Annotated in this window: 19 protein-coding genes and 1 tRNA gene; 13 read left to right on the top strand and 7 right to left on the bottom strand. The window is 62.4% G+C overall.

The window, feature by feature from the left end; genetic code table 11:
- The first annotated feature begins 62 nt into the window (after positions 1-62).
- Both clpS and clpA read left to right on the top strand, forming a co-directional pair.
- Positions 63-431, top strand: a complete 369-nt coding sequence (gene clpS / locus AT984_RS11320) for an ATP-dependent Clp protease adapter ClpS (protein ID WP_082679968.1) — start codon at positions 63-65, stop codon at positions 429-431.
- On the top strand, positions 428-2749 hold the full coding sequence (gene clpA, locus AT984_RS11315) for an ATP-dependent Clp protease ATP-binding subunit ClpA (RefSeq protein ID WP_058720183.1): 2322 nt from the start codon (positions 428-430) through the stop codon (positions 2747-2749). The genes clpS and clpA overlap by 4 nt, the downstream gene beginning before the upstream one ends.
- A gap of 78 nt (positions 2750-2827) precedes the next feature.
- On the opposite strand, the gene AT984_RS11310 is transcribed toward clpA, so the two are convergent.
- The 5 genes from AT984_RS11310 to AT984_RS11290 form a co-directional block, all read right to left on the bottom strand.
- Positions 2828-3622, bottom strand: coding sequence for a zinc-dependent peptidase (locus tag AT984_RS11310; protein WP_058720182.1), 795 nt, complete (start codon positions 3620-3622; stop codon positions 2828-2830).
- Positions 3622-4443, bottom strand: coding sequence for a UDP-2,3-diacylglucosamine diphosphatase (locus AT984_RS11305; protein WP_082679967.1), 822 nt, complete (start codon positions 4441-4443; stop codon positions 3622-3624). Before AT984_RS11305 ends, AT984_RS11310 begins: the two co-directional genes overlap by 1 nt.
- Positions 4394-4909, bottom strand: coding sequence for a peptidylprolyl isomerase (locus AT984_RS11300; protein ID WP_058720181.1), 516 nt, complete (start codon positions 4907-4909; stop codon positions 4394-4396). The genes AT984_RS11305 and AT984_RS11300 overlap by 50 nt, the downstream gene beginning before the upstream one ends.
- Complete coding sequence (locus AT984_RS11295) at positions 4906-5496, bottom strand: peptidylprolyl isomerase (protein ID WP_058720180.1); 591 nt, start codon at positions 5494-5496, stop codon at positions 4906-4908. The genes AT984_RS11300 and AT984_RS11295 overlap by 4 nt, the downstream gene beginning before the upstream one ends.
- A 78-nt stretch (positions 5497-5574) precedes the next feature.
- Entirely contained in the window at positions 5575-6135 is a 561-nt protein-coding gene (locus AT984_RS11290) for a tetratricopeptide repeat protein (RefSeq protein ID WP_082679966.1), read from the bottom strand.
- 274 nt (positions 6136-6409) lie between these two features.
- Between AT984_RS11290 and cysS the strand changes: the two genes are divergently transcribed.
- From cysS to AT984_RS11260, 6 genes are all read left to right on the top strand, one after another.
- Positions 6410-7795 (top strand): cysteine--tRNA ligase, encoded by a 1386-nt coding sequence (gene cysS / locus AT984_RS11285; protein WP_058720179.1) that lies wholly within the window; start codon positions 6410-6412, stop codon positions 7793-7795.
- A 2-nt stretch (positions 7796-7797) separates the two neighbouring features.
- Positions 7798-8448: a DNA-3-methyladenine glycosylase family protein gene (locus AT984_RS11280; RefSeq protein ID WP_058720178.1), complete on the top strand. Its 651-nt coding sequence runs from the start codon at positions 7798-7800 to the stop codon at positions 8446-8448.
- 88 nt (positions 8449-8536) lie between these two features.
- Positions 8537-9508: an acetyl-CoA carboxylase carboxyltransferase subunit alpha gene (locus tag AT984_RS11275; protein ID WP_058720177.1), complete on the top strand. Its 972-nt coding sequence runs from the start codon at positions 8537-8539 to the stop codon at positions 9506-9508.
- Positions 9477-10865, top strand: coding sequence for a tRNA lysidine(34) synthetase TilS (tilS, locus tag AT984_RS11270; protein WP_058720176.1), 1389 nt, complete (start codon positions 9477-9479; stop codon positions 10863-10865). Before AT984_RS11275 ends, tilS begins: the two co-directional genes overlap by 32 nt.
- Before the next feature lie 204 nt (positions 10866-11069).
- A complete protein-coding gene (locus AT984_RS11265; protein WP_058720175.1) occupies positions 11070-12338 on the top strand; it encodes an aspartate kinase in 1269 nt (422 codons plus the stop codon).
- A 94-nt stretch (positions 12339-12432) separates the two neighbouring features.
- Positions 12433-12524, top strand: a tRNA-Ser gene (locus tag AT984_RS11260).
- Between the two features lie 198 nt (positions 12525-12722).
- On the opposite strand, the gene AT984_RS11255 is transcribed toward AT984_RS11260, so the two are convergent.
- A complete protein-coding gene (locus AT984_RS11255) occupies positions 12723-14972 on the bottom strand; it encodes a putative bifunctional diguanylate cyclase/phosphodiesterase (protein WP_058720174.1) in 2250 nt (749 codons plus the stop codon).
- A 537-nt stretch (positions 14973-15509) separates the two neighbouring features.
- Between AT984_RS11255 and AT984_RS11250 the strand changes: the two genes are divergently transcribed.
- Positions 15510-16163: a GNAT family N-acetyltransferase gene (locus AT984_RS11250; protein ID WP_231741400.1), complete on the top strand. Its 654-nt coding sequence runs from the start codon at positions 15510-15512 to the stop codon at positions 16161-16163.
- A 166-nt stretch (positions 16164-16329) separates the two neighbouring features.
- Here the strand turns inward: AT984_RS11250 and AT984_RS11245 are convergent, their stop codons facing one another.
- Positions 16330-18015, bottom strand: a complete 1686-nt coding sequence (locus AT984_RS11245; RefSeq protein ID WP_058720173.1) for an electron transfer flavoprotein-ubiquinone oxidoreductase — start codon at positions 18013-18015, stop codon at positions 16330-16332.
- Positions 18016-18287: 272 nt separating this feature from the next.
- Between AT984_RS11245 and AT984_RS11240 the strand changes: the two genes are divergently transcribed.
- The 4 genes from AT984_RS11240 to AT984_RS11225 all read left to right on the top strand — a co-directional run bounded on the left by AT984_RS11240 (position 18288) and on the right by AT984_RS11225 (position 20971).
- A complete protein-coding gene (locus AT984_RS11240; protein ID WP_058720172.1) occupies positions 18288-18950 on the top strand; it encodes a hypothetical protein in 663 nt (220 codons plus the stop codon).
- A gap of 180 nt (positions 18951-19130) precedes the next feature.
- Positions 19131-19913 carry an SDR family oxidoreductase gene (locus AT984_RS11235; protein ID WP_058720171.1) on the top strand — a complete coding sequence of 261 codons (783 nt, stop codon included), beginning with the start codon at positions 19131-19133 and terminating at the stop codon, positions 19911-19913.
- Positions 19914-19926: 13 nt separating this feature from the next.
- Positions 19927-20580 (top strand): YceH family protein, encoded by a 654-nt coding sequence (locus AT984_RS11230; protein ID WP_058722257.1) that lies wholly within the window; start codon positions 19927-19929, stop codon positions 20578-20580.
- A 130-nt stretch (positions 20581-20710) separates the two neighbouring features.
- Complete coding sequence (locus tag AT984_RS11225; RefSeq protein ID WP_156421993.1) at positions 20711-20971, top strand: hypothetical protein; 261 nt, start codon at positions 20711-20713, stop codon at positions 20969-20971.
- Positions 20972-20983: the final 12 nt, after the last annotated feature.

The following is a 20983-nucleotide window of genomic DNA, read 5'->3' as shown; positions in this document are numbered from 1 at the left end:
GGCTTAGACACAAGATGGCTTGGGTGTCGGCGGGGCTTTCCCGCTGTCGATAGAATCAGGACATGCCAGATTTCCCCAGTCAACCACCAGTGCCACCGGGCCAGACGCCGGGCCATCTACCAGGCCGCGAGGATGGTGACGGTACGACCACGGTCGAGCGTGTTCCGCAGAAAACCGAGCCACCACGGCTCTACCAAGTCCTGCTCTTGAATGACGATTTCACGCCGATGGAATTCGTCGTGATGGTTTTGCAGGAATATTTCCGTCATGACCTGGATACTGCTACCCAGATCATGCTGAAAATCCACCATGATGGGCGCGGGGTTTGCGGTGTCTTCACCAAAGACGTTGCGGCTACCAAGGTGGAGTTGGTGCTGGCCGCCGCAAGGCGCGCTGGCCATCCTTTGCAGTGCATTATGGAGGCCGCATGATTGCGCAAGAGCTTGAAGTCAGCCTGCACATGGCGTTTGTCGAAGCGCGCCAGCAGCGCCACGAGTTCATCACCGTCGAGCACTTGCTGATGGCCCTGTTGGACAACCCCTCCGCGGCCGAAGTGCTGCGCGCCTGTTCCGCTAATCTGGATGATTTGCGCAAGAGTCTGGCGCAGTTCATCAAGGAAAACACGCCCACCGTGGGCGGTGTGGAAGAGGTGGATACGCAGCCCACGCTGGGTTTCCAGCGTGTGATTCAGCGTGCCATCATGCATGTGCAAAGCACCGGCAGCGGCAAGAAGGAAGTCACCGGCGCCAATGTGCTGGTGGCGATCTTCGGCGAGAAGGATTCCCACGCGGTGTACTACCTGCACCAGCAGGGCGTGACGCGACTGGATGTGGTCAATTTCATCGCCCATGGCATCAAGAAGAGCGATCCGCCTGAGCCCGCCAAGGGCCAGGAGGGCGCAGGCAATGGCCAGGAATCCGAGCGTGAAGAGGCCGAAGGGCAGGGCAAGGGCTCGCCGCTGGAGCAGTTCACTCAGAACCTCAATCAACTCGCCAAAGACGGCAAGATCGATCCGCTGATCGGCCGTGAGTTGGAGGTCGAGCGTGTGGTGCAGGTGCTGTGCCGCCGCCGTAAGAACAACCCGCTTTTGGTGGGCGAGGCCGGTGTTGGCAAGACTGCCATCGCCGAGGGCCTGGCCTGGCGCATCACCGAAGGCGATGTGCCCGATGTGCTGAGCGAAGCCGTGGTCTATTCGCTCGATATGGGCTCGCTGTTGGCGGGCACCAAATATCGCGGTGACTTTGAGCAGCGCTTGAAAGCCGTGCTCAAGCAGCTGAAGGATCAGCCCAACGCGATTTTGTTCATCGACGAAATCCATACCCTGATCGGTGCCGGTGCGGCCTCCGGCGGCACGCTGGACGCCAGCAATTTGCTCAAGCCGGCGCTGAGCTCCGGGGCGATGAAGTGCATTGGTGCCACCACCTTCAACGAGTACCGCGGCATCTTCGAAAAAGACGCAGCGCTGAGCCGCCGCTTCCAGAAGGTGGATGTGGCCGAGCCTTCGGTGGAGCAGACAGTTGAGATCTTGAAGGGCTTGAAGTCGCGCTTTGAAGAGCATCACAGCGTCAAGTACGCCCTGGGTGCTTTGCAGGCTGCGGCGGAGTTGTCGGCCAAGTACATCAATGATCGTCACCTGCCGGACAAGGCCATTGATGTCATCGATGAGGCCGGTGCTGCGCAGCGCATCCTGCCCAAGAGCAAGCAGAAAAAGACGATCACCCGCGCCGAAGTCGAAGACATCGTCGCCAAGATCGCCCGCATTCCGCCGGCTTCCGTGTCCAGCGACGACCGCAGCAAGCTCAAGAGCCTGGACCGCGACCTCAATAGCGTGGTGTTTGGTCAAGAGCCGGCGATCGACGCCTTGGCCGCCGCCATCAAGATGGCGCGCTCAGGCCTGGGCAAGCCGGACAAGCCGATTGGTTCCTTCTTGTTCAGCGGACCCACCGGCGTCGGCAAGACCGAGGTGGCCAAGCAATTGGCCTACATCTTGGGCATTGAGCTGATTCGCTTTGATATGTCGGAGTACATGGAGCGTCACGCGGTCAGCCGCTTGATTGGCGCGCCTCCGGGTTATGTTGGCTTTGACCAAGGTGGCCTGCTGACCGAGGCGGTCACCAAGAAGCCGCATGCGGTGCTGCTGCTCGACGAGATCGAGAAGGCGCATCCGGATGTCTTCAACGTGCTGCTGCAGGTGATGGACCATGGCTCGCTGACCGACAACAACGGCCGCAAGGCGGACTTCCGCAACATCATCATCATCATGACGACCAATGCGGGCGCCGAGACGATGAACAAGTCCACCATCGGCTTCACCAACTCGCGCCAGCAGGGCGATGAGATGGCCGACATCAAGCGCCTGTTCACGCCCGAGTTCCGCAACCGCCTGGACGCCACCGTGTCCTTCCGGGCGCTGGATGAAGAAATCATTATGCGCGTGGTCGACAAGTTCCTGCTGCAACTGGAAAGCCAGTTGCAGGAGAAGAAGGTCGAGGTCACCTTCAGCGACGGCTTGCGCAAGCATTTGGCCAAGAAGGGCTTTGACCCCTTGATGGGTGCGCGCCCGATGCAGCGCCTGATTCAGGACACCATTCGCCGCGCTTTGGCCGACGAGTTGCTGTTCGGCCGCTTGGTCGACGGTGGCCGCCTGGGTGTGGATGTGGACGCCGAGGGTCAGGTCTTGCTGGACATCCAGCCCCTGGGCAAGGTGCGTGACAACAAGCCCAAGGCCGAGCCTGCGACCGCAGGTTGATGGCTGCAGCTTGATTGGAAACACAAAAGGCCCTGCGGGGCCTTTTTCTTTTTCCCGGTGTCTGGCCTTGCGCCGGACTTAGGCGGCGGGGTCTTGCAGAAAGAAGCCGCTCAGCAAAGCGTACAGCGCGGGCTCTTCTTGGCGCATCTCTCGCGGGGCGACGAAGAAGGCCTCGACGGCAACCGCAAAGAACTCTTCCGGGCTTTCGGCGCCGTAAGGGTCGATCAGCGTGTCTTCGCCCGCATCCACTCGCTGGCAAAAGTTTTGCCATTGGCCGTCCATCACGTCCAGCCAGCGTTCGCGGTCTGCGGCCTCGGCCATGGGCGGTGAGCCATCGGCAAAGCCGTCGCGCATATCGATCACATGGGCGAACTCATGGATCACCACATTGAAGATGCCTTCATCCAAGCTGGCGGCCAGGTCGGCTGGATCGTTGTGGTTCACGGCGGTCCAGGTCAGCATCAAGGGGCCGCCTTCCATGGCCTCGCCGGCCAGGGCTTCTTCGAATTGGTGGACGATGCCGTCCTCATCCATGTATTCACGCTGCGCCAGCACTTCGTCGGCATGCATGACGATGCCCACAAAGCTGTCGTACCAACTCAGGCCCAGCTTGAGCACCGGCAGGCAGGCTTGCGCAGCCACAGCCAGGGCAACCTCATCGCTGACGATGAAATCACCGACGCCGTGAAACTCCTTGCTGGCCAAGAACAGTGAGCTGAGCCGACGCAACTCGGCCAGATCGGCCGGGCTGCGCTGGGCTAAGAATGGGTAGCGCAGCAGGGTCAGCTGCCACAGCTCATCAGGGATAGCGTGGCGACGCAAGGCCTGCGCCTCGCGCCGCCGCGCCCAAGCGCTTTGCAGCCGCGACCACATCAGGCGAGTGAGATGCGCCGCAAACCGGCTTGGCGCAGGCGCAGCACATCGGCGCGCGGTGCCGGGTCTTCCAGATCCCAGTCGGACAGCACATGGCGGCGCAGGCCGCCGCCCAGGGCATGTTCGCCCGGCCGGTGGGTGTGGCCGTGGATCATGGTTTTGCTGTCCGCTGCCTGCAACCACGCGGCGCAGGCGGGCTCATCCAGGTCGGTGTAGCTGGCGTGCTCGCTTTTCTGCTGGGCCTTGCTGCCGTCGCGCATCTGGCGGGCCAGGGCGCGGCGCACGGCCAGTGGCTGGGCCAGGAACTGCGCCTGCCATGCGGGCTGACGCACCTGGGCGCGAAAGCCTTGATAGGCCTGGTCCGACAAGCACAGGGCGTCGCCATGGGTCAGCAAATAGCGGGTGCCGAAGGCCGTCAAAACGGTGGGGTCGGCGAGAGGCTGCATGCCGCTATCGGCCAACATCGCTTCACCGAGCAGGAAGTCGCGATTGCCCACCATGAAGTAGATGGGCAGCCTTTGGCTGGCCGCCCGCAGCAGTTGCAGGCAATGGGCCTCGAAGCCATCTTCCAGCCGTGCGTCGTCGCCAACCCAGACCTCGAAGATATCGCCCAGCAGCATCACCGCGTCGGCCGCCGTTTCCTGCAGATGCTGCTCCAGCGCGGCCAGGGTGGCCGGCGTTTCTGCGGACAGGTGCAGGTCGGACAGGAAATCAATGCGCCGCCACGCGGGCGGCGCTGTCAGTTCGGCAAAAGCCGGAACTGCTGTGGCATCAGGCAAGCTCAACGGCTCGCTCAATGATGACGTCTTCCACCGGCACATCGGCGTGGCCGCTGTTGTTGCCGGTGCGAACCTTCTCGATCGCGTCGACCACTTCCTTGCCGGCGACGACCTTGCCGAACACGGCATAGCCCCAGCCCGAAGGAGTCTCGGACTTGAAGTTCAGGAAGCCGTTATTGGTGGTGTTGATGAAGAACTGGCTGGAGGCCGAGTGCGGCGCATTGGTGCGCGCCATGGCGACCGTGTAATGCTCGTTGGTCAGGCCGTTATTGGCTTCGTTCTGGATCTCGCCATTGGTTGGCTTTTGCTTCATGCCGACAGCGAAGCCACCGCCTTGGATCATGAACTTCTTGATGACGCGGTGAAAGACGGTGCCGTCATAGTGGCCGCTCTTCACATAGGCCAGGAAGTTGGCGGCCGAGATCGGGGCCTTTTCAAAATCCAGCTCGATCACGATCAGGCCGTGATTGGTGTGCAGTTCGATTTGCTTATTGGTCGTTGCGCTCATTTTTTGGACTCCACAATGGCTTTGGTGATGAGGATGGGGGTGAGGGGGACGTTCTGTTGACTGCCCAAATTGCCGGTCGGTGTGGCGCGAATCTTGTCGACCACATCCATGCCTTCAATGACTTGGCCAAAGACGGCGTAGCCGCGGCCGTCGCGTGCGTTCGCGGCGTCGAGGAAAGCGTTGTCAACGGTGTTGATGAAAAACTGCGCGGTGGCCGAATTGGGGTCACCGGTGCGTGCCATGGCAACGCTGCCGCGCACATTGAGCAAGCCGTTGCCGGCTTCCAACGGGATTGGTGGCTTGGTTGGCTTTTGCGCCATCTTGTCGGTGAAGCCGCCACCTTGGATCATGAAGTTCTCGATCACGCGGTGGAAGATGGTGCCGTCGTAATGGCCGGCTTTCACATACTGCACAAAGTTGGCCACGCTTTTGGGGGCCTTCTCAGCGTTCAGTTCGATGCGGATCACGCCCTCGGTGGTCGTGAGTTTGACGGTTTGCGCCTGCGCGGCAACCGCCAGGCCGAAGCCAAGGGTCGCGGTGGCCAGGGCTTGGCGCACAAACGTGAAAGGAGTAGGGCTTGCTTGCATGGTTTCTTGTGGGTGAAGAAGTGGCTTGCGGGCGCTGATTGTCACTCAGCCCGGCTGGGCTTGAGTGTGTGTGGCTGTTCAGGGGGCTTTGGCGGCGTCCAGCTGGCGCAGCAGGGCTTGCGCCTGTTTGAGCTTGGCCTGGGTGCTGGCCTGAGGGGCAACCTGCGCCTTCAGGGCGCGTTGATAGGCCCGCTCGGCCTGGCGCAGCAGCACATCGCCTAAGTTTTCAAGGGCTTGCGCGTGCGCAGGCTGCAAGGCCAGCGCTTGTGTCAGCTCGGCCTGGGCCAGATCCAACTGGCCTTGGGCCGCGTGGATCACGGCCAGATTGTTCAAAGGGTCGGCCAAGTCGGGGAAATCCTGGCTGAGCTGGGTGAAGAGGGTGGCGGCAGCGCTCAACTCGCCCAGCTCCATGCGCATCACACCCAGCGCGAAGCGCAGTTCCAAATCATTGGGCGTTTTGCGCAGCGATTCTTCCAGCATGGCCACCGCCTCGGCGCGCTTGCCACCCATCCACAGCTTCTGGGCGGCGTCGGATTCGGCCGCCTGCGCGGGAGTCACGATCAGCAGCAGAGCGGCGAGGACACCGGTGCTGAACACTTGCAACAGGGCTTGGGGGCGTAGAAGGATGCGTAGTGGCATGAGGCTGGGTGGCACGGTTTTGGCTCAGCCCGGGAGGGGCTGTTGGCGCTTGGCGGGACGGTGGCGGGCTGGGGGCAGGGTCAGTGCCAAGCCGGCCAAGATGGGCCAGCCGGTATACTGAGGTTCATTCTACGGTGCCTGCCCGACCTCGGATCGCGACAAAGATCCTCCGCTAACCGCGGGTTCGAGCCGGCCGCCGCAGTCGCTCAGTGAACCGCAAGCCCCTGCGTTTGGCCTTCTTGGTCGGCGCTTTGGCCTTGGCCCAACAAGCTCCATGTCTCTTCGCATCTACAACACGCTGACCCGTGCGGTCCAGCCGCTCGTCCCCATTGAACCTGGCCATGTACGCATGTATGTGTGCGGCATCACGATCTACGATCTGTGTCATGTGGGGCATGCCCGGATGATGGTGGCGTTCGACCTGATCTACCGCTGGTTGCAGGCCTCCGGCTACCGAGTCACCTATGTGCGCAACATCACCGACATCGATGACAAGATCATCCGTCGCGCCCTGGAGCGCCAAATCCCGATCCGCCAGCTGACCGATGAGATGGTCGGCGCCATGCACGCCGATCTGGGTGCTTTGGGCGTGCTCTTGCCCACGCATGAGCCGCGCGCCACCGAATTTGTGCCGCAGATGACGGCCATGATCGGCAAGCTCGAAGCCAAGGGCCTGGCCTACCGCGCCAGCAATGGCGATGTGAACTACGCGGTGCGTGCCTTCCCCGGTTACGGCAAGCTGTCCGGCAAGTCGCTGGATGATTTGCGCGCCGGTGAGCGCGTGGCGGTGGACGACGGCAAGCAAGATCCGCTCGACTTTGTGCTCTGGAAGGCCGCCAAGCCGGAAGAGCCCGAAGACGCCAAATTTGCGTCTAGCTACGGCGCTGGCCGCCCGGGCTGGCATATCGAATGCTCGGCCATGGCTTGCGCCTTGCTGGGTGAGCAGTTTGATCTGCACGGCGGCGGCGCCGACCTGCAGTTCCCGCATCACGAGAACGAAATCGCCCAGAGCGAAGGTGCCAACGGCAAGCCGCCGGCCACCATCTGGGCGCATAACGGCCTCTTGAATGTGGACCATGTGAAGATGTCCAAGTCCTTGGGCAATTTCTTCACCATTCAGGACGTGCTCAAGCGTTACGACGCGGAGACGCTGCGCTATTTCATGCTGCGCACCCATTACCGCAGCCCCTTCAACTTCAGCGACGTCAATCTGGACGATGCCCGTACCGCGCTCAAGCGTCTGTACACGGCACTCGACGGCTTGGCCGTGCCCGCGCTGGAGATCGATTGGGCGCAGCCCCAGGCGGCCGCTTTCCGCGCCGCCATGGATGACGACTTCAACACGCCCGGCGCGATTGCCGTGCTTTTCGAGTTGGCCAGCGAGGTCAACCGCAGTGGATCACTCGCCGATGCCGCTTTGCTGAAGGCCTTGGCCGGCGTGCTGGGCTTCTTGCAGCAGACGCCGCGCGGCTATCTGCAAGCCGGTGGTGCCAGCGCTGGCGGTTTGGATGAAGCCGCCATCTTGGCCAAGATTGAGGCCCGCGCGGCCGCCAAAGCGGCGCGTGATTTCGCTGCGGCAGACCAAATCCGCAAGGATTTGCTGGCCGCCGGCATCGTTTTGCAAGACGCGCCCTCCGGCACGACCTGGACGCGGGCCTGACTGTGGTGCGAGTGAATGCGGCCGGGGTCACCCCGGAGTACTGGGACGAGGCTTGCCGCCACTTGGCCAAGCGCGACCGAGTGATGAAGAAGTTGATTCCCTTGTTTGGCGAGGCGCGCCTGCAAAGCCGTGCCGACGCCTTCACCACCTTGGCCCGCTCCATCATCGGGCAGCAGATTTCGGTCAAGTCGGCGCAGGGCGCCTGGGAAAAATTTGTCGCCTTGATTGGCGGCTCGGCCAGCAAGATTCAGCCGGCGGCCGTCTTGGCCTTGTCGGTGGAAGCTTTGCGCGGCGCCGGGCTGCCGGTGCGCAAGATCGACTATTTGCTCGACCTGGCTCGGCACTTCGAAGCCGGCCAAGTCCATGTGCGTCAATGGACGCAGATGGATGACGAGGCCATCATTGACGAGTTGGTCGCCATCCGCGGCATTGGCCGCTGGACCGCCGAGATGTTCTTGATTTTTCACCTGATGCGCCCCAATGTGCTGCCGCTGGATGACCCGCGTTTGCTCAAGGGCATCAGTGAAAACTACTTCTCCGGCGAGCCGGTTTCGCGCGCTGAGGCCCGCGAAGTTGGCGACGCCTGGGCACCTTACCGCTCGGTAGCCACATGGTACATTTGGCGCAGCCTCGACCCCTTGCCGGCGGCTTGACAGCCTCCCGTGCTCGGCTTTGGCGCATCGTCACAAATGGTGCCCGGAGCCGGTTCACCGACCTCAACACTGAAGAAAAGTCAGCAGGATGAGCAAAAAACATTTCCTCGAATTCGAACAGCCTATCGCTGAACTCGAAACCAAGATTGAAGAGCTGCGCTATGTGCAAAGCGAGTCGGCCGTTGACATCTCCGAAGAGATCGACCGCCTCTCCAAAAAGAGCCAGCAGCTGACCAAGGATGTCTACGCCAATGTGGCGCCTTGGCAGGTCTATCAGATCGCCCGCCATCCGCAGCGCCCGCAGACCCTGGACTATTGCGCCGAGGTCTTCACCGAGTTCCAAGAACTGCACGGTGATCGTCATTTCGCCGATGACGCAGCCATTGTCGGCGGCTTGGCCCGTTTCAACGGCCAAGCCTGCATGGTGATTGGTCACCAGCGCGGTGCTGATTCGAAAGAGCGTCAGCTGCGCAATTTCGGCATGCCGCGTCCGGAAGGCTATCGCAAGGCCCTGCGCCTGATGAAGCTGGCCGAGAAGTTCGGCCTGCCGGTGTTCACCATGATCGACACCATGGGTGCCTACCCCGGTATCGGCGCCGAGGAGCGTGGTCAGTCGGAAGCCATCGGCCGCAATATCTTCGAGATGGCGCAGCTGGAAGTGCCCATCATCGCCACCGTCATCGGTGAAGGTGGTTCGGGCGGCGCCCTGGCCATCGGCGTGGCCGATCAGGTCTTGATGTTGCAGTTCTCGGCCTATTCGGTGATCTCGCCGGAAGGTTGTGCGTCGATTCTGTGGAAGTCTTCCGAGCGTGCGCCCGAGGCCGCCACGGCGCTGGGCATCACCGCACACCGCCTCAAGGCCATGGGCTTGATCGACAAGATCGTCAATGAGCCGGTGGGTGGCGCGCATCGCGATAACAAGCAGATGGCGTCGAACCTGAAGCGCGCGCTGAGCGATGCGCTGCGCCAGGTCAGCGACCTGAAGCCCAAGGAGTTGCTGGACCGCCGCTACGAGCGCCTGCAAGCCTATGGCCGCTTCGGCGACACCAAGGCCAGCTGAAGTTCAGCCCGGCCGCCTGATTGCCGTCGCCTACAGCGGCGGCCGTGACTCCACCGCCTTGCTGCACGCCACCGCGCTTGCCGCGGCCGCGCTCAATGCGCAAGCTGATGCCGGCCTGCAGGTGCTGGCCTTGCATATTCATCATGGCCTGAGCCGCCAAGCTGACGCTTGGTTGCAGCATTGCGAGGCGCAATGTGCCGGCTGGGCCGCCGCCGGCCTGCCGGTGCAGCTGTACGTTCACCGTGTGACGACGCAAGCGCAGGCCGGCCAAAGCATCGAGGCCTGGGCGCGCGGCGAGCGCTACACCGCGCTCAATCAACTCTGCCGCGCCAGCGGCGCCCAGTTGCTGCTGCTGGCCCACCACCAGCGCGATCAGGCCGAAACCTTGCTGCTGCAGGCCCTGCGTGGCGCCGGTGTGGCGGGCATGGCGGCCATGCCCGCCCAGCAATGGCGCGATGACCTGTGCTGGGCCAGACCTTGGCTCGCTCAATCGCGCCAGCAGATTGAAGCCTATGTGCAGGCACACAGCCTGAGCTTTGTCGACGACGACAGCAATGCCGATCCGCGCTATGCCCGCAACCGCTTGCGCTTGCAGGTATGGCCGGGCTTGACGCAGGCCTTCCCGCAAGCCGAGGCTAGCTTGGCTGCCGCCAGTGTCTGGGCTCAGGAAGCCTTGGCCTTGCAAGATGAGGTGGCGCAAGCCGATCTGGCGGGTTTGCTCAGTCAAGATGGATTGAATCTTCCCGCTCTGCTCGAACGCTCACCGGCCCGAGCCAGCAATGCCTTGCGGGCCTGGCTAAGCGCGGTGTCGGGTCAGCCTGCCCGCGCCAGCCTAGTGCGACGCTTGTTGCGGGAGGCTGCCGGGCAGGAGTCTGGGCAGTGGCCTTGTGCTGATGGGGTGTTGAGGCTGTACCGGGGCCGCTTGGCCTGGAGGGCGGTGCTTGCGCGCGCCGATTCAGTTGGCTCTGCCGCGCCTCGCCATGAGGTGGATCTCAGCCTGCCGGGCGACTATCCCGAAGCGGCATGGGGCGGTGTTTGGCGCGTCCAACCGGTCTTGCAGGGCGGCGTGGCGCCGCATCGCTTGGCTAGGCTGCTGATGTGTGCCCGCGCCGGCGGCGAGCAGTTTCAGAAGGCGCCGGGATGCCCGCCGCGCAGTTTGAAGAAGTCCTACCAAGAGGCGGGCATTCCTGCGTGGCGGCGCCAGGGTCCTTTTTTGCTGAGCCAAGGCGCAGGTGAAACGGTGTTCGCGCCCGGGCTAGGCCTGGATGCGCGCCACTGGGCCGCGGCGGGCGAGGCTCAATTGAGTGTCTGCTGGGAACCTTTCGCGAGCGGCGAGGCGGACATCCGCCCCGACTAGCGTCAGCTGTAGAGGCCGTGACGTGCTGGAACACTGATTGAGCGCCTTCATATTGCTGCAACGCAGCAGCTAGAATCAGGGGCTGCAGCCCTGGCGTCACCCGCCAACGGTGCCGGCGCCTTGACCACCCCCGCAAGGCCCGTGAACGGACGAACGAACGTTTCCTTTTTTCACGCCTCAACTCTCGCTTCTCAGCGACTTACTATGGCCCTGATTGTTCATAAATACGGCGGCACGTCGATGGGCTCGACCGACCGCATCCGCAATGTCGCCAAGCGCGTTGCCAAATGGGCCCGCGCCGGCCATCAAATGGTGGTCGTGCCATCGGCGATGAGTGGCGAAACCAACCGTTTGCTGGGCCTGGCCAAGGAATTGGCGCCCAGCAGCGGCAGCGCTGAACTCAATCGCGAATTCGACATGATTGCCTCCACCGGCGAGCAGGTCTCGGTGGGCTTGCTGGCCATTGCCTTGCAGGCCGAAGGCATTGAGGCCGTCAGCTACACCGGCTGGCAAGTGCCGCTCAACACCGATTCGTCCTACACCAAGGCGCGCATCGAGAGCATCGAAGACAGCCGCGTGCGTGCCGACCTTGCCGCCGGCAAGGTGGTGGTGATCGCCGGCTTCCAGGGCGTGGATGATGAGATGAACATCACCACCCTGGGTCGTGGTGGTTCGGACACTTCAGCCGTGGCCATTGCCGCCGCGATGAAGGCGGCCGAATGCCTGATTTACACCGATGTGGACGGCGTTTACACGACCGACCCGCGCATCGTGCCCGAGGCACGCCGCCTGCACACCATCAGCTTCGAAGAGATGCTGGAAATGGCCTCGCTGGGCTCCAAGATCTTGCAGATCCGTTCGGTGGAGTTCGCCGGTAAATACCGCGTGCCGCTGCGCGTGCTTTCCAGCTTCACACCCTGGGACATCGACATCGAAGAAGAAGCCAAGTCTGGCACCCTGATCAGTTTTGAAGAGGACGAAAAAATGGAACAAGCCGTCGTTTCCGGCATTGCCTTCAACCGCGACGAAGCCAAGGTGACCCTGCTGGGTGTGCCGGACAAGCCCGGTATCGCCTATCAAATCCTGGGCCCGGTGGCCGAGGCGAATATCGACATCGACGTCATCATTCAAAACGTCTCGCAAGAAGGCAAGACCGACTTCAGCTTCACCGTGCACCGTAACGACTACGCGCGCACCATGGCCTTGCTGGAGGGCACCGTTGGCCCGGCCACGCAAGCCGCCAAGGTCCAAGGCGACCCGAAGATCTGCAAGGTGTCCATCGTCGGCATCGGCATGCGCTCGCATGTGGGCGTGGCGTCGAAGATGTTCCGCGCGCTGAGCGAAGAGGGCATCAACATCCAGATGATCTCCACCAGCGAAATCAAGACCAGCGTCGTGATCGACGAGAAGTACATGGAGTTGGCCGTGCGCGCCCTGCACAAAGCTTTCGAGCTGGAAAAGGATCCGGTCTAACTAAGGCTTCAGCTTGAAAATCTAGAAATATTAGAAATCTTCTGGGTTTTTCCAAAACGCCCCAAATTCTTCGTATAGAATGCAAGGCTAGGCCGGAGACGTGACCGAGTGGCCGAAGGTGCTCCCCTGCTAAGGGAGTATGCGCTTTAAACCGCATCGAGGGTTCGAATCCCTCCGTCTCCTCCAAGTAATACGCTCAACCCCTGATTTGCAAGTTCTGCTTGCGATTCAGGGGTTTTTGCGTTGTGGGCGCCCAATCTTGCGGCGCGCAATTTGATCGGCTGACTGGCGATGCCTGAGCTTGTGGATCCGCGCGATTGTTTCGTTATTCCGGATCGCTCTTTCGGTTGCAGCGTGGGGCTTAGGCTCAGACCGCGGTAGCGCTTAAGCCTTGGTGGCCCACCAGCGCTCAGCCAGCGCCGAGGCACTCACGGGTCGCGCGAAAAAGTAGCCTTGGGCATATTCGCAGCCATAGTCGCGCAGCAGGGCGGCGGCGGCGGCGTCTTCAACGCCTTCGGCCACCACATCGAGATTGAACTCGTGGGCGAGCTGGATAGAGCTCTTGACGATGCGCCGGTTGGCGTCGTCGCCGTCCAGGTTGTCTATGAAGGCGCGGTCGATCTTCAAGCAGTGAACAGGTAGCTGCTTCAGATAGGCCAGCGAGGCATAGCCGGTGCCGAAGTCGTCAATGGAGAGGCGCAGGCCCATGTGCCGAATAGCGTGCAGGGTTTTGAGCGTGAGCTCAGGGTGGCGCATCACGGCGCTCTCGGTGACCTCAATCTCTAGCAAGCTGGGTGATAAGTCGATGCGCTTGAGCAGCGCATCCAGGCGCTCAACAAAACGATGGTCGAGCAAGTTGTTGACACTCAAATTGACCGCCACCGGCAGCGGATGGCCGGCCTGTTCCCAGGCCTTGGCCTGGAGCAGGGCGGCTTCCAAAACGAAATGAGTGAAGTCGTGAATCAGCTCTGAGTTTTCGGCCAGCGGGATGAAGGTCAGCGGCGGTATGTTGCCCTTGCTTGGGTGGACCCAGCGTGCCAGTGCCTCGACGCCAATCAAAGCGCCATCGCTGAGCCTGACTTTGGCCTGGTAGTCCAGACTCAGTCCCTCACTGCGCAAGGCCTTGATGAAGTCGGCCCGCAGCTCCAGCATATCGGGCGAGAAGCTGTCGAAGGCGGCCAGGTAGGGGCTCATGGGCTTGAGGTTGAGCTTGGCGTGATTCATCGCCACATCGGCGCAGCGCAGCAGCTCATCGGTGCTGGCCGCATCTTGGGGCCAATTCGCATAGCCAATGCTGGCTGAGAACTCCAACTCGCTGCGATGTACTTGCAAGCGTCTGGACACCTGGGCGTAGCCCGAGTGAGGGGCTTGCGATAGCCAATTGCTGGCTGTTGACTCCGCCATATAGACCGCGAACTCGTCGCCTCCCAAGCGCGCGATCAAGGCCTGGTGGCCGGCCAAGGAGTCGGTCAAGCGGCGGCCCACTTCAACCAAGAGGCTGTCACCTGCCTCGTGGCCCAAGGTGTCATTGATGTCCTTGAAGCGATTCAGGTTCAGCAGCATCACCGTGGCGGGCTCGGCGGGCGCCTCGTCCTGCGCAGCGGCCGCGGCCATCTGTTGGTTGACGTCGTGGATGAAGGCCTCGCGGCTGAGCAGGCCGGTTAGCTTGTCGTGCCTGGCGGCATATGCCTGCTCTGTGGTGGTGGCTTGCAGTTGCCGGAAGGCTGCTTTCAGGCGCGAGCCCAGCCAGGCAATCAAGCTGACAGAAACCAATAGCACGATCAAGGGCGCCAGCGACTGCGTGGCCCAGCGCGCATACAGCAGCTTCACGGGCACGCCGATGGCGACTTGGAAGGGGAGGCTGTCAGAGACTGAGTAGCCAAAGATCGAGCGCACACCGTCAAGGGCACTGACGCGTTCAAAATTGCCTTGCTTGTGCTTTTTGATCAAGTCGACGATGTCTTGAGCCACCGGTGGGCCATTGATGTCCTGGGGCTCATCCAGTTTCTTGAGTCTTAGCAGGCGCCGGCCATTGGTGTTGATGATCACCAGAAAGCTGCCGGGCATGGTTTTCAGGTGTGAGGTGCCGGCCACCAGGCGGTTGACCGAAACCAGCGCAAAGGTCAGGTCTGACTCGACCTCTCGCCCCTGAATCTTCAGTAACAAAGGCATGTACCAGGTCGAGTCACCCGGCATTTGCACCAGCGGCAGGATCTCGACCTGGTCGGAGTTCGGGCTGGTCCATTGCGTGGCCAGATAGCGGCCCGCGGCCGTGTTGACCAGATGCCCATCTCGGTCCATCACGAAGTAGCGGCCGCTGATCCGGTCCCTGAATCCCAGGTAGGTGGAGAGCGGGTCAAACCGCATCGCACTGCGGGTGATGCGAATGGCCTCGTTGCCGGACGTGTTTTCTTCGTCTTGCAGATGGTGTTGAATGCCTTCGATGCTGGCAACCGATTGGGCCAGCAGGCTGCTCATGGATGTCTGCAGGCTGATTGCGGCATCACGACTGTTCTGCGTGGCGCTGCTCCAAATCTGCGCCTGCTCACGCAGCAGGAAGAAGGCGGTGGTGCATACCATCAAGACGATGCAAACCACCAAATAGGCGCCCCAGCTGGGTTTGTTGAACCTCATGGTGCAGCGCGGTTGAGCGCTGATGGTGCGGCGGCCGACGCAGGGCTGCCGGGCCTGCGAAAGGCCCCATCCTGGCGGTCAACGCCTGGCTGCCTGATGAGCCTGTTCATGCGGTAGTGATCGACCATGAAACCGCTGCCTCTGCTTGTGCCGTCCATTCGGGACGGAGGCGGTTCGCCCGCAAGCAAGCCTGTTGCTGGGGGACCGGTTGAGCATTGAGCATAGCGTGGACTATGGGCGTTAGATCACCGCATTTGCCCGGGTGTTCATGAAATTTGGGGGCGCTTCAAGGAATCCGTATGTTCGGCGCCTTATGCTTGGCGGCTCCAATACCCTCAAGATGTTCCGGCCATGTATACCCCCGCGCATTTCGATTGGAGCGATGCCTCGCAGATTCGGCAGCTGATTGCCGAGCAACCATTGGGCCTGGGTGCAGAAGCAGGCTTCGGCGGTGGCCGACTGGATGCAGCGTCTGTCCCTGTGATCAGGCCCTTTGACCTGTTGCTTTGATCAACCTAACGAGATGATGAGTATTTGATGATGAGCGCCACCGAGCAAACCCAAGCCGCCACCGCCGTTGCGGCCCTGACCATGACCCATGTGCGGCACTTGCAGTTGCAGGCCTGCATCCTGGAGGGGTGCCATGTGCGCTTGCTGCCGATGAGCCTGGAGCATGTGGATGCCCTGGCCGAAGTCGGCCTGGTGCCGGCGCTATGGACCTGGGTGCCGACCTTGATGCGTGACCGCGCTGATATGCAGCAGTATGTGGAGCTGGCCTTGCAAGAGCAGGCCAAAGGCACGGCCTTGCCTTTTGTGATTCAGGATGTGCAGAGCCAGGCCATCATCGGCAGCACCCGCTTTGGCAGCATTTCGGCCAAGGACCGGCGCTTGGAAATCGGCTGGACCTGGGTGGCCCCCTCACATCAGCGCAGCGGCGCCAACACCGAGGCCAAGACCTTGCTGCTGACCCATGCCTTCGAGGTCTTGGATGCCTTGCGGGTGGAGCTGAAGACGGACTTCCTCAACGCCAAGTCACGCGCCGCGATCGCGCGCATTGGTGCCACGCAAGAGGGCGTGTTCCGCAGCCATGTGATCTGCCCGGACGGGCGCGTGCGCGACACGGTCTACTTTTCCATCATCCGCAGCGAATGGCCGCAGGTGAAGGCGCGGCTGGCTGGGATGCTGCGTTAAGCGCGGGGCTGTACAGCCGGCCGCAGTGCGGCGGCCCCTTCCACCGGCCAGCCTTGGCGAACAAGGCTTGGCTTGGAGGTGGCCGCGCAGACTACGAATCAAGTGGTGGCGCCGTGGCGCCACGAAGCGCAGCGCGCTTTGAATCGGCGCGCCACGCGCAGGCTTTTTACATGCCCGCGTAGTTCGGCCCGCCGCCGCCTTCGGGTGTGACCCAAACGATGTTCTGCGTCGGGTCCTTGATGTCGCAAGTCTTGCAATGCACGCAGTTCTGCGCATTGATTTGCAGGCGGTCTTCACCGGCTTCAGATTTCACGAACTCGTACACACCGGCGGGGCAGTAGCGGCTCTCGGGGCCGGCGTACTTGGCCAGATTGATCGCCACCGGAACCGAGGCGTCTTTCAGCGTCAGGTGGGCAGGCTGGTTCTCTTCGTGGTTGGTGTTCGAGACGAAGACCGAAGAGAGGCGATCGAACGTCAGCTTGCCATCCGGCTTGGGATAGTCGATTTTGGGCATCTCGGCTGCGGGGCGCAGGTAGAGATGATCGGCTTGCGGGCGGTGGATGGTCCACGGTGGGCTCTTGATGCCCAGCTTGGGCAGCAGCCACTGCTCGATGCCGGTCATCAAAGTGCCGACCCGGTTGCCCTTCTTGAACCATTGCTTGAAGTTGCGCGCCTGATCCAGCTCGGTGTGCAACCAGCTCTGCTCAAACGCGGCCGGGTAGGCGCTGAGTTCGTCGTATTGACGGCCCGCCGTCACCGCCTCGAACGCGGCTTCAGCGGCCAGCATGCCGCTCTTGATCGCGGCGTGGCTGCCCTTGATGCGCGAGGCGTTCAGATAGCCGGCGTCGCAGCCCACGAGTGCACCACCCGGGAACACGGTCTTGGGCAGGCTCAGCAAGCCGCCGGCCGTGATGGCGCGTGCGCCGTAGCTGATGCGCTTGCCGCCTTCGATGTGCTTGCGGATGCTGGGGTGAGTCTTCCAGCGCTGCATTTCCTCGAAAGGCGAGAGCCAGGGGTTTTTGTAGTCGAGGCCGACCACATAGCCCAGCGTGACCTTATTGCCTTCCAGGTGGTAGAGGAAGCCGCCGCCGTAGGTGTCGGCATTCATTGGCCAGCCGGCGGTGTGCACGACTAGGCCAGGCTGGGCTTGGTCGGCGGGCACTTCCCACAGCTCCTTGATACCCAGGGCATAACTCTGCGGATCCTTGCCGGCGTCGAGCGCGTACTTGGCGATCAGCTGCTTGCCCAGATGGCCGCGCGCGCCTTCGGCGAAGATGGTGTATTTGCCCAGCAGCTCCATGCCCAGTTGGAAGTTCTCGGTCGGCTCGCCGTCCTTGCCCACGCCCAGATTGCCGGTGGCCACGCCGCGCACGGCGCCGTCTTCACCGTAAACCACTTCGGCGGCGGTGAAACCAGGGAAGATTTCCACGCCCAGGCTCTCGGCTTGCTCGCCCAGCCACTTGGTCACGGCGCCCAGCGAAATGACGAAATTGCCGTGATTGTGGAAGCAGCCGGGAATCAGCCACTGCGGGGTTTGCTGGGCGCCGGTTTCGCTGAGGAACAGCACTTCGTCTTCAGTGACGGGCTGGTTCAGTGGCGCGCCCAGCTCTTGCCAATTGGGCAGCAGCTCGGTCAGCGCGCGCGGATCCATCACCGCGCCAGAGAGGATGTGGGCGCCAGGCTCGGAGCCTTTTTCCAGCACCACGACGGACAGCTCGCTGCCCTTGGCAGCCGCCAGTTGTTTGAGCCGGATGGCGGTGGCCAGGCCGCCGGGGCCGCCGCCCACCACGACCACGTCATAGTCCATAGATTCACGCGGGCCGTATTGGGCGAGGATGTCCTGTGGGGTCATTGCTGAAGGTCCTGAAAAAGTAAGCGTCGAATTGGCAGCGATTCTAGCCAGCCTCTGGCATAAAAAGCACGGTCGTTCGATTTTGTAGGCAGTCTGACCTAAGCCAGCGTTGTGGCGGGGCAATGGGGTGCGAGATTGAGCCGCTGGACGGGCGGTTTGATCGAGCGTCGGTTTTTGGAAGCGCAACTCTAGAATCGCCGCCAAGGTGGTCCGCTAGGCGCACATGCTGCTAGCCTGCGCGCACCCCACCGCTCAGGACTTATGCGCTTGCCATGACCCAACTCTTGCTGCCTCGCCGTCAATTCCTTCGCCTGGCCGGCGCCACTCCCTTGGCTTTGAGCGGTTTGGCCACACTGGGCGGCTGTGCCGAGAGCTCCAGCTTGAAAGCACCCATCAAGCCCTATACCGAGACGGTCAAGGCCTTGCTGATCTCGCGTGATGGCAAGCACATCGTTTTCATTGGCCGCAGCTACCACTATGTGTTGGATGCGCCGGCGCAATTGGTGGCGAGCCTGGCTTCGCCTTTGCATCAAAGCATGGACGGGGAGATTTCCCAGCTTCATGTGGATGCGGAAAACGGCATCAGCGGCCGCTACCAACTCAGCCTGGTCAAGCCCCTGGACGAGCAGCAAGCGCAGGCGGCGCGGGGGCTTGGTTTCACCGCCTCGGCGGACGGCGGGCCATGGCGGTTGGACGGCGAGTTGAAGGGCCAACGCTTTTTGCAAGGCGCTTTCCGCGAAGGGCGCCAGCTGGAGCCGCTCAACAAGAGCTACACGGTGGAGATCAGCGTCGACCAAAGCCGTGGCAGCGCCATGGCCGACAGCTTGGCCACGCCGCTGACCGTCGGCAGCGACGGCATCTTGCTGGTCTACTTTGCGGTGCTGGCGCCCATCCTGATCCCGCTGGCCATCATCACGCGCGAACCGCGCCCCTGATTCGGCTGCGCTGCGGCGGCTGCCCGGATGCGGCCGGCAAAGGTACTAAATTTCCGTTCGGGCGCTCGCATTTGGGGCGCTTGAGGCATGGGCGTGTGAGCCTGGTTTTTGACCAGAATGTGGGGGCTGACGAAGGCGGGCATGCTATCGTCAAGGCAGAACTTTTCTGAGGTTTCCCCCATGAGCTACAGCATTGACTTGTCAGGCCGGGTGGCTTTGATCACCGGCGCCTCCAGCGGCTTGGGCGCGCAGTTCGCCAAGACCTTGGCGCAGGCCGGTGCCTGTGTGGTGTTGGCTGGCCGCCGCACCGAGCGGCTTAAAACCCTGCGCAGTGAGATCGAAGGCGCGGGCGGGGATGCCCATGTGGTGCATCTGGATGTGACCGATCTGGACAGCATCAAGTCGGCGGTGGCGCATGCCGAGACCGAGGTGGGTACGCTCGACATCCTGATCAATAACTCCGGCGTCAGCCGCACCCAGCCGCTGCTGGATGTGGGGCCGGACGATTACGATTTTGTGATGGACACCAATGTGCGCGGCGCCTTCTTCGTTGCGCAAGAGGTGGGCAAGCGCATGTTGGGCCGGGCGCGTGGCTCGGCGCCGGGCACCTTTATTGGTGGGCGCATCGTCAATATCGCCTCGATGGCGGGGCTGCGGGTGTTGAGCCAGATTGGCGTGTATTCGATGAGCAAGGCCGCCGTCATTCACATGACCCGCGCCATGGCCTTGGAGTGGGGTAAGTACGGCATCAACGTCAATGCCATCTGCCCAGGCTATATCGATACCGAGATCAATCACCACCATTGGGGCACCGAGCAAGGCAAGAAGCTGATGGAGCTGCTGCCCCGCAAGCGAGTGGGGCAGCCGCGTGATCTGGACACCAGCTTGTTGATGTTGTGCGCCAATGAGAGCCACTTCATCAACGGCGCTGTGATTCAGGCCGATGACGGATTTGGTGTTTGAGAAGAAAGAAAGCATGACGCTTCGTACTTTGAGCGCGCTGGAGGCGCGCGTCCTGGCCGTGTTGGTGGAAAAGGAATCCACCGTACCTGACAGCTACCCGCTGTCCCTCAATGCCCTGACCTTGGGTTGCAACCAGAAAACCGCGCGCGATCCGGTGATGGCCGCCAGCGAGGCCGATGTGCTGGAGGCGCTGGAAGAACTCAAGTCCATGCACTTGGTCAGTTCCGTAAGCGGCAACCGCGTGGTGCGCTTCGAGCACAACGGCGCGCGCGGCCTGGCGGTGCCCGGCGCGGCCCTGGCCTTGCTGACCTTGCTGATGTTGCGCGGCCCGCAAACCGCGGCCGAGTTGCGCCAGAACACCGAACGCCTGCATCGCTTTGCCGATGTGTCTTCGGTGGAAGGTTTTCTGGACGAGTTGGCCGAGCGCACGCCGCCTCTGGCCATCAAGCTGGCGCGCGCGCCGGGTGCCCGAGAGCCCCGCTGGGCGCATTTGCTCTGCGGCGAGGTCAGCCAGCCTGAGCCTAGCCAAGCCGGGTCAGCGCATGTCGCGCGTGACGAAGAAATGGCGTTCTTGCGCGCCGAGCAGCAGCGCATGAATGCGGAGTTAGTTCAACTCAAGGCGCTGGTGCACCGCATGGCTGGGGAGTTAGGGCTGAGCCCGGATTGAGTGGCCCGCGCCGATTCATCGGCGCCACGGCGGAGCCGGGGTTTGGGGACACGCGCCGGGTAATTCAGCCTTGCAAGCCGCAGGGGCGGCGCCTAGCATGGCCGGCTTCCACTACCCCGGAGAACCTTTCATGACCTTGCGCGTTTCCACGGCCGCTGGCCCTCGTGTTTTGCAACGCTCCGCCCTTGGCCTGTTGGTGCTGGCACTGGCGGCGTGCGCCGAGCTGCCGCCGGCCGACACGGCCGAGCCCAGCTATGCTGCAGGCCCGCAAACCGGCTCCAATCTGCCCAAGCGTGATGGCAAGGCCATGAACGTCAAGGTGCTGGACAAGGATGCCGCGCAAGACCTGCTCAACAAGAGCGCCGGCCCGGGCACACCGAGCAGCAAATAAACCCTTCGTCCT

This window comes from Paucibacter sp. KCTC 42545, from assembly GCF_001477625.1.
In the GTDB taxonomy this organism is placed as follows: Bacteria; Pseudomonadota; Gammaproteobacteria; order Burkholderiales; family Burkholderiaceae_C; genus Paucibacter_A.
The sequence above is the reverse complement of the archived record's forward strand: the minus strand, read 5'-3'. Positions and strand labels throughout refer to the sequence as shown.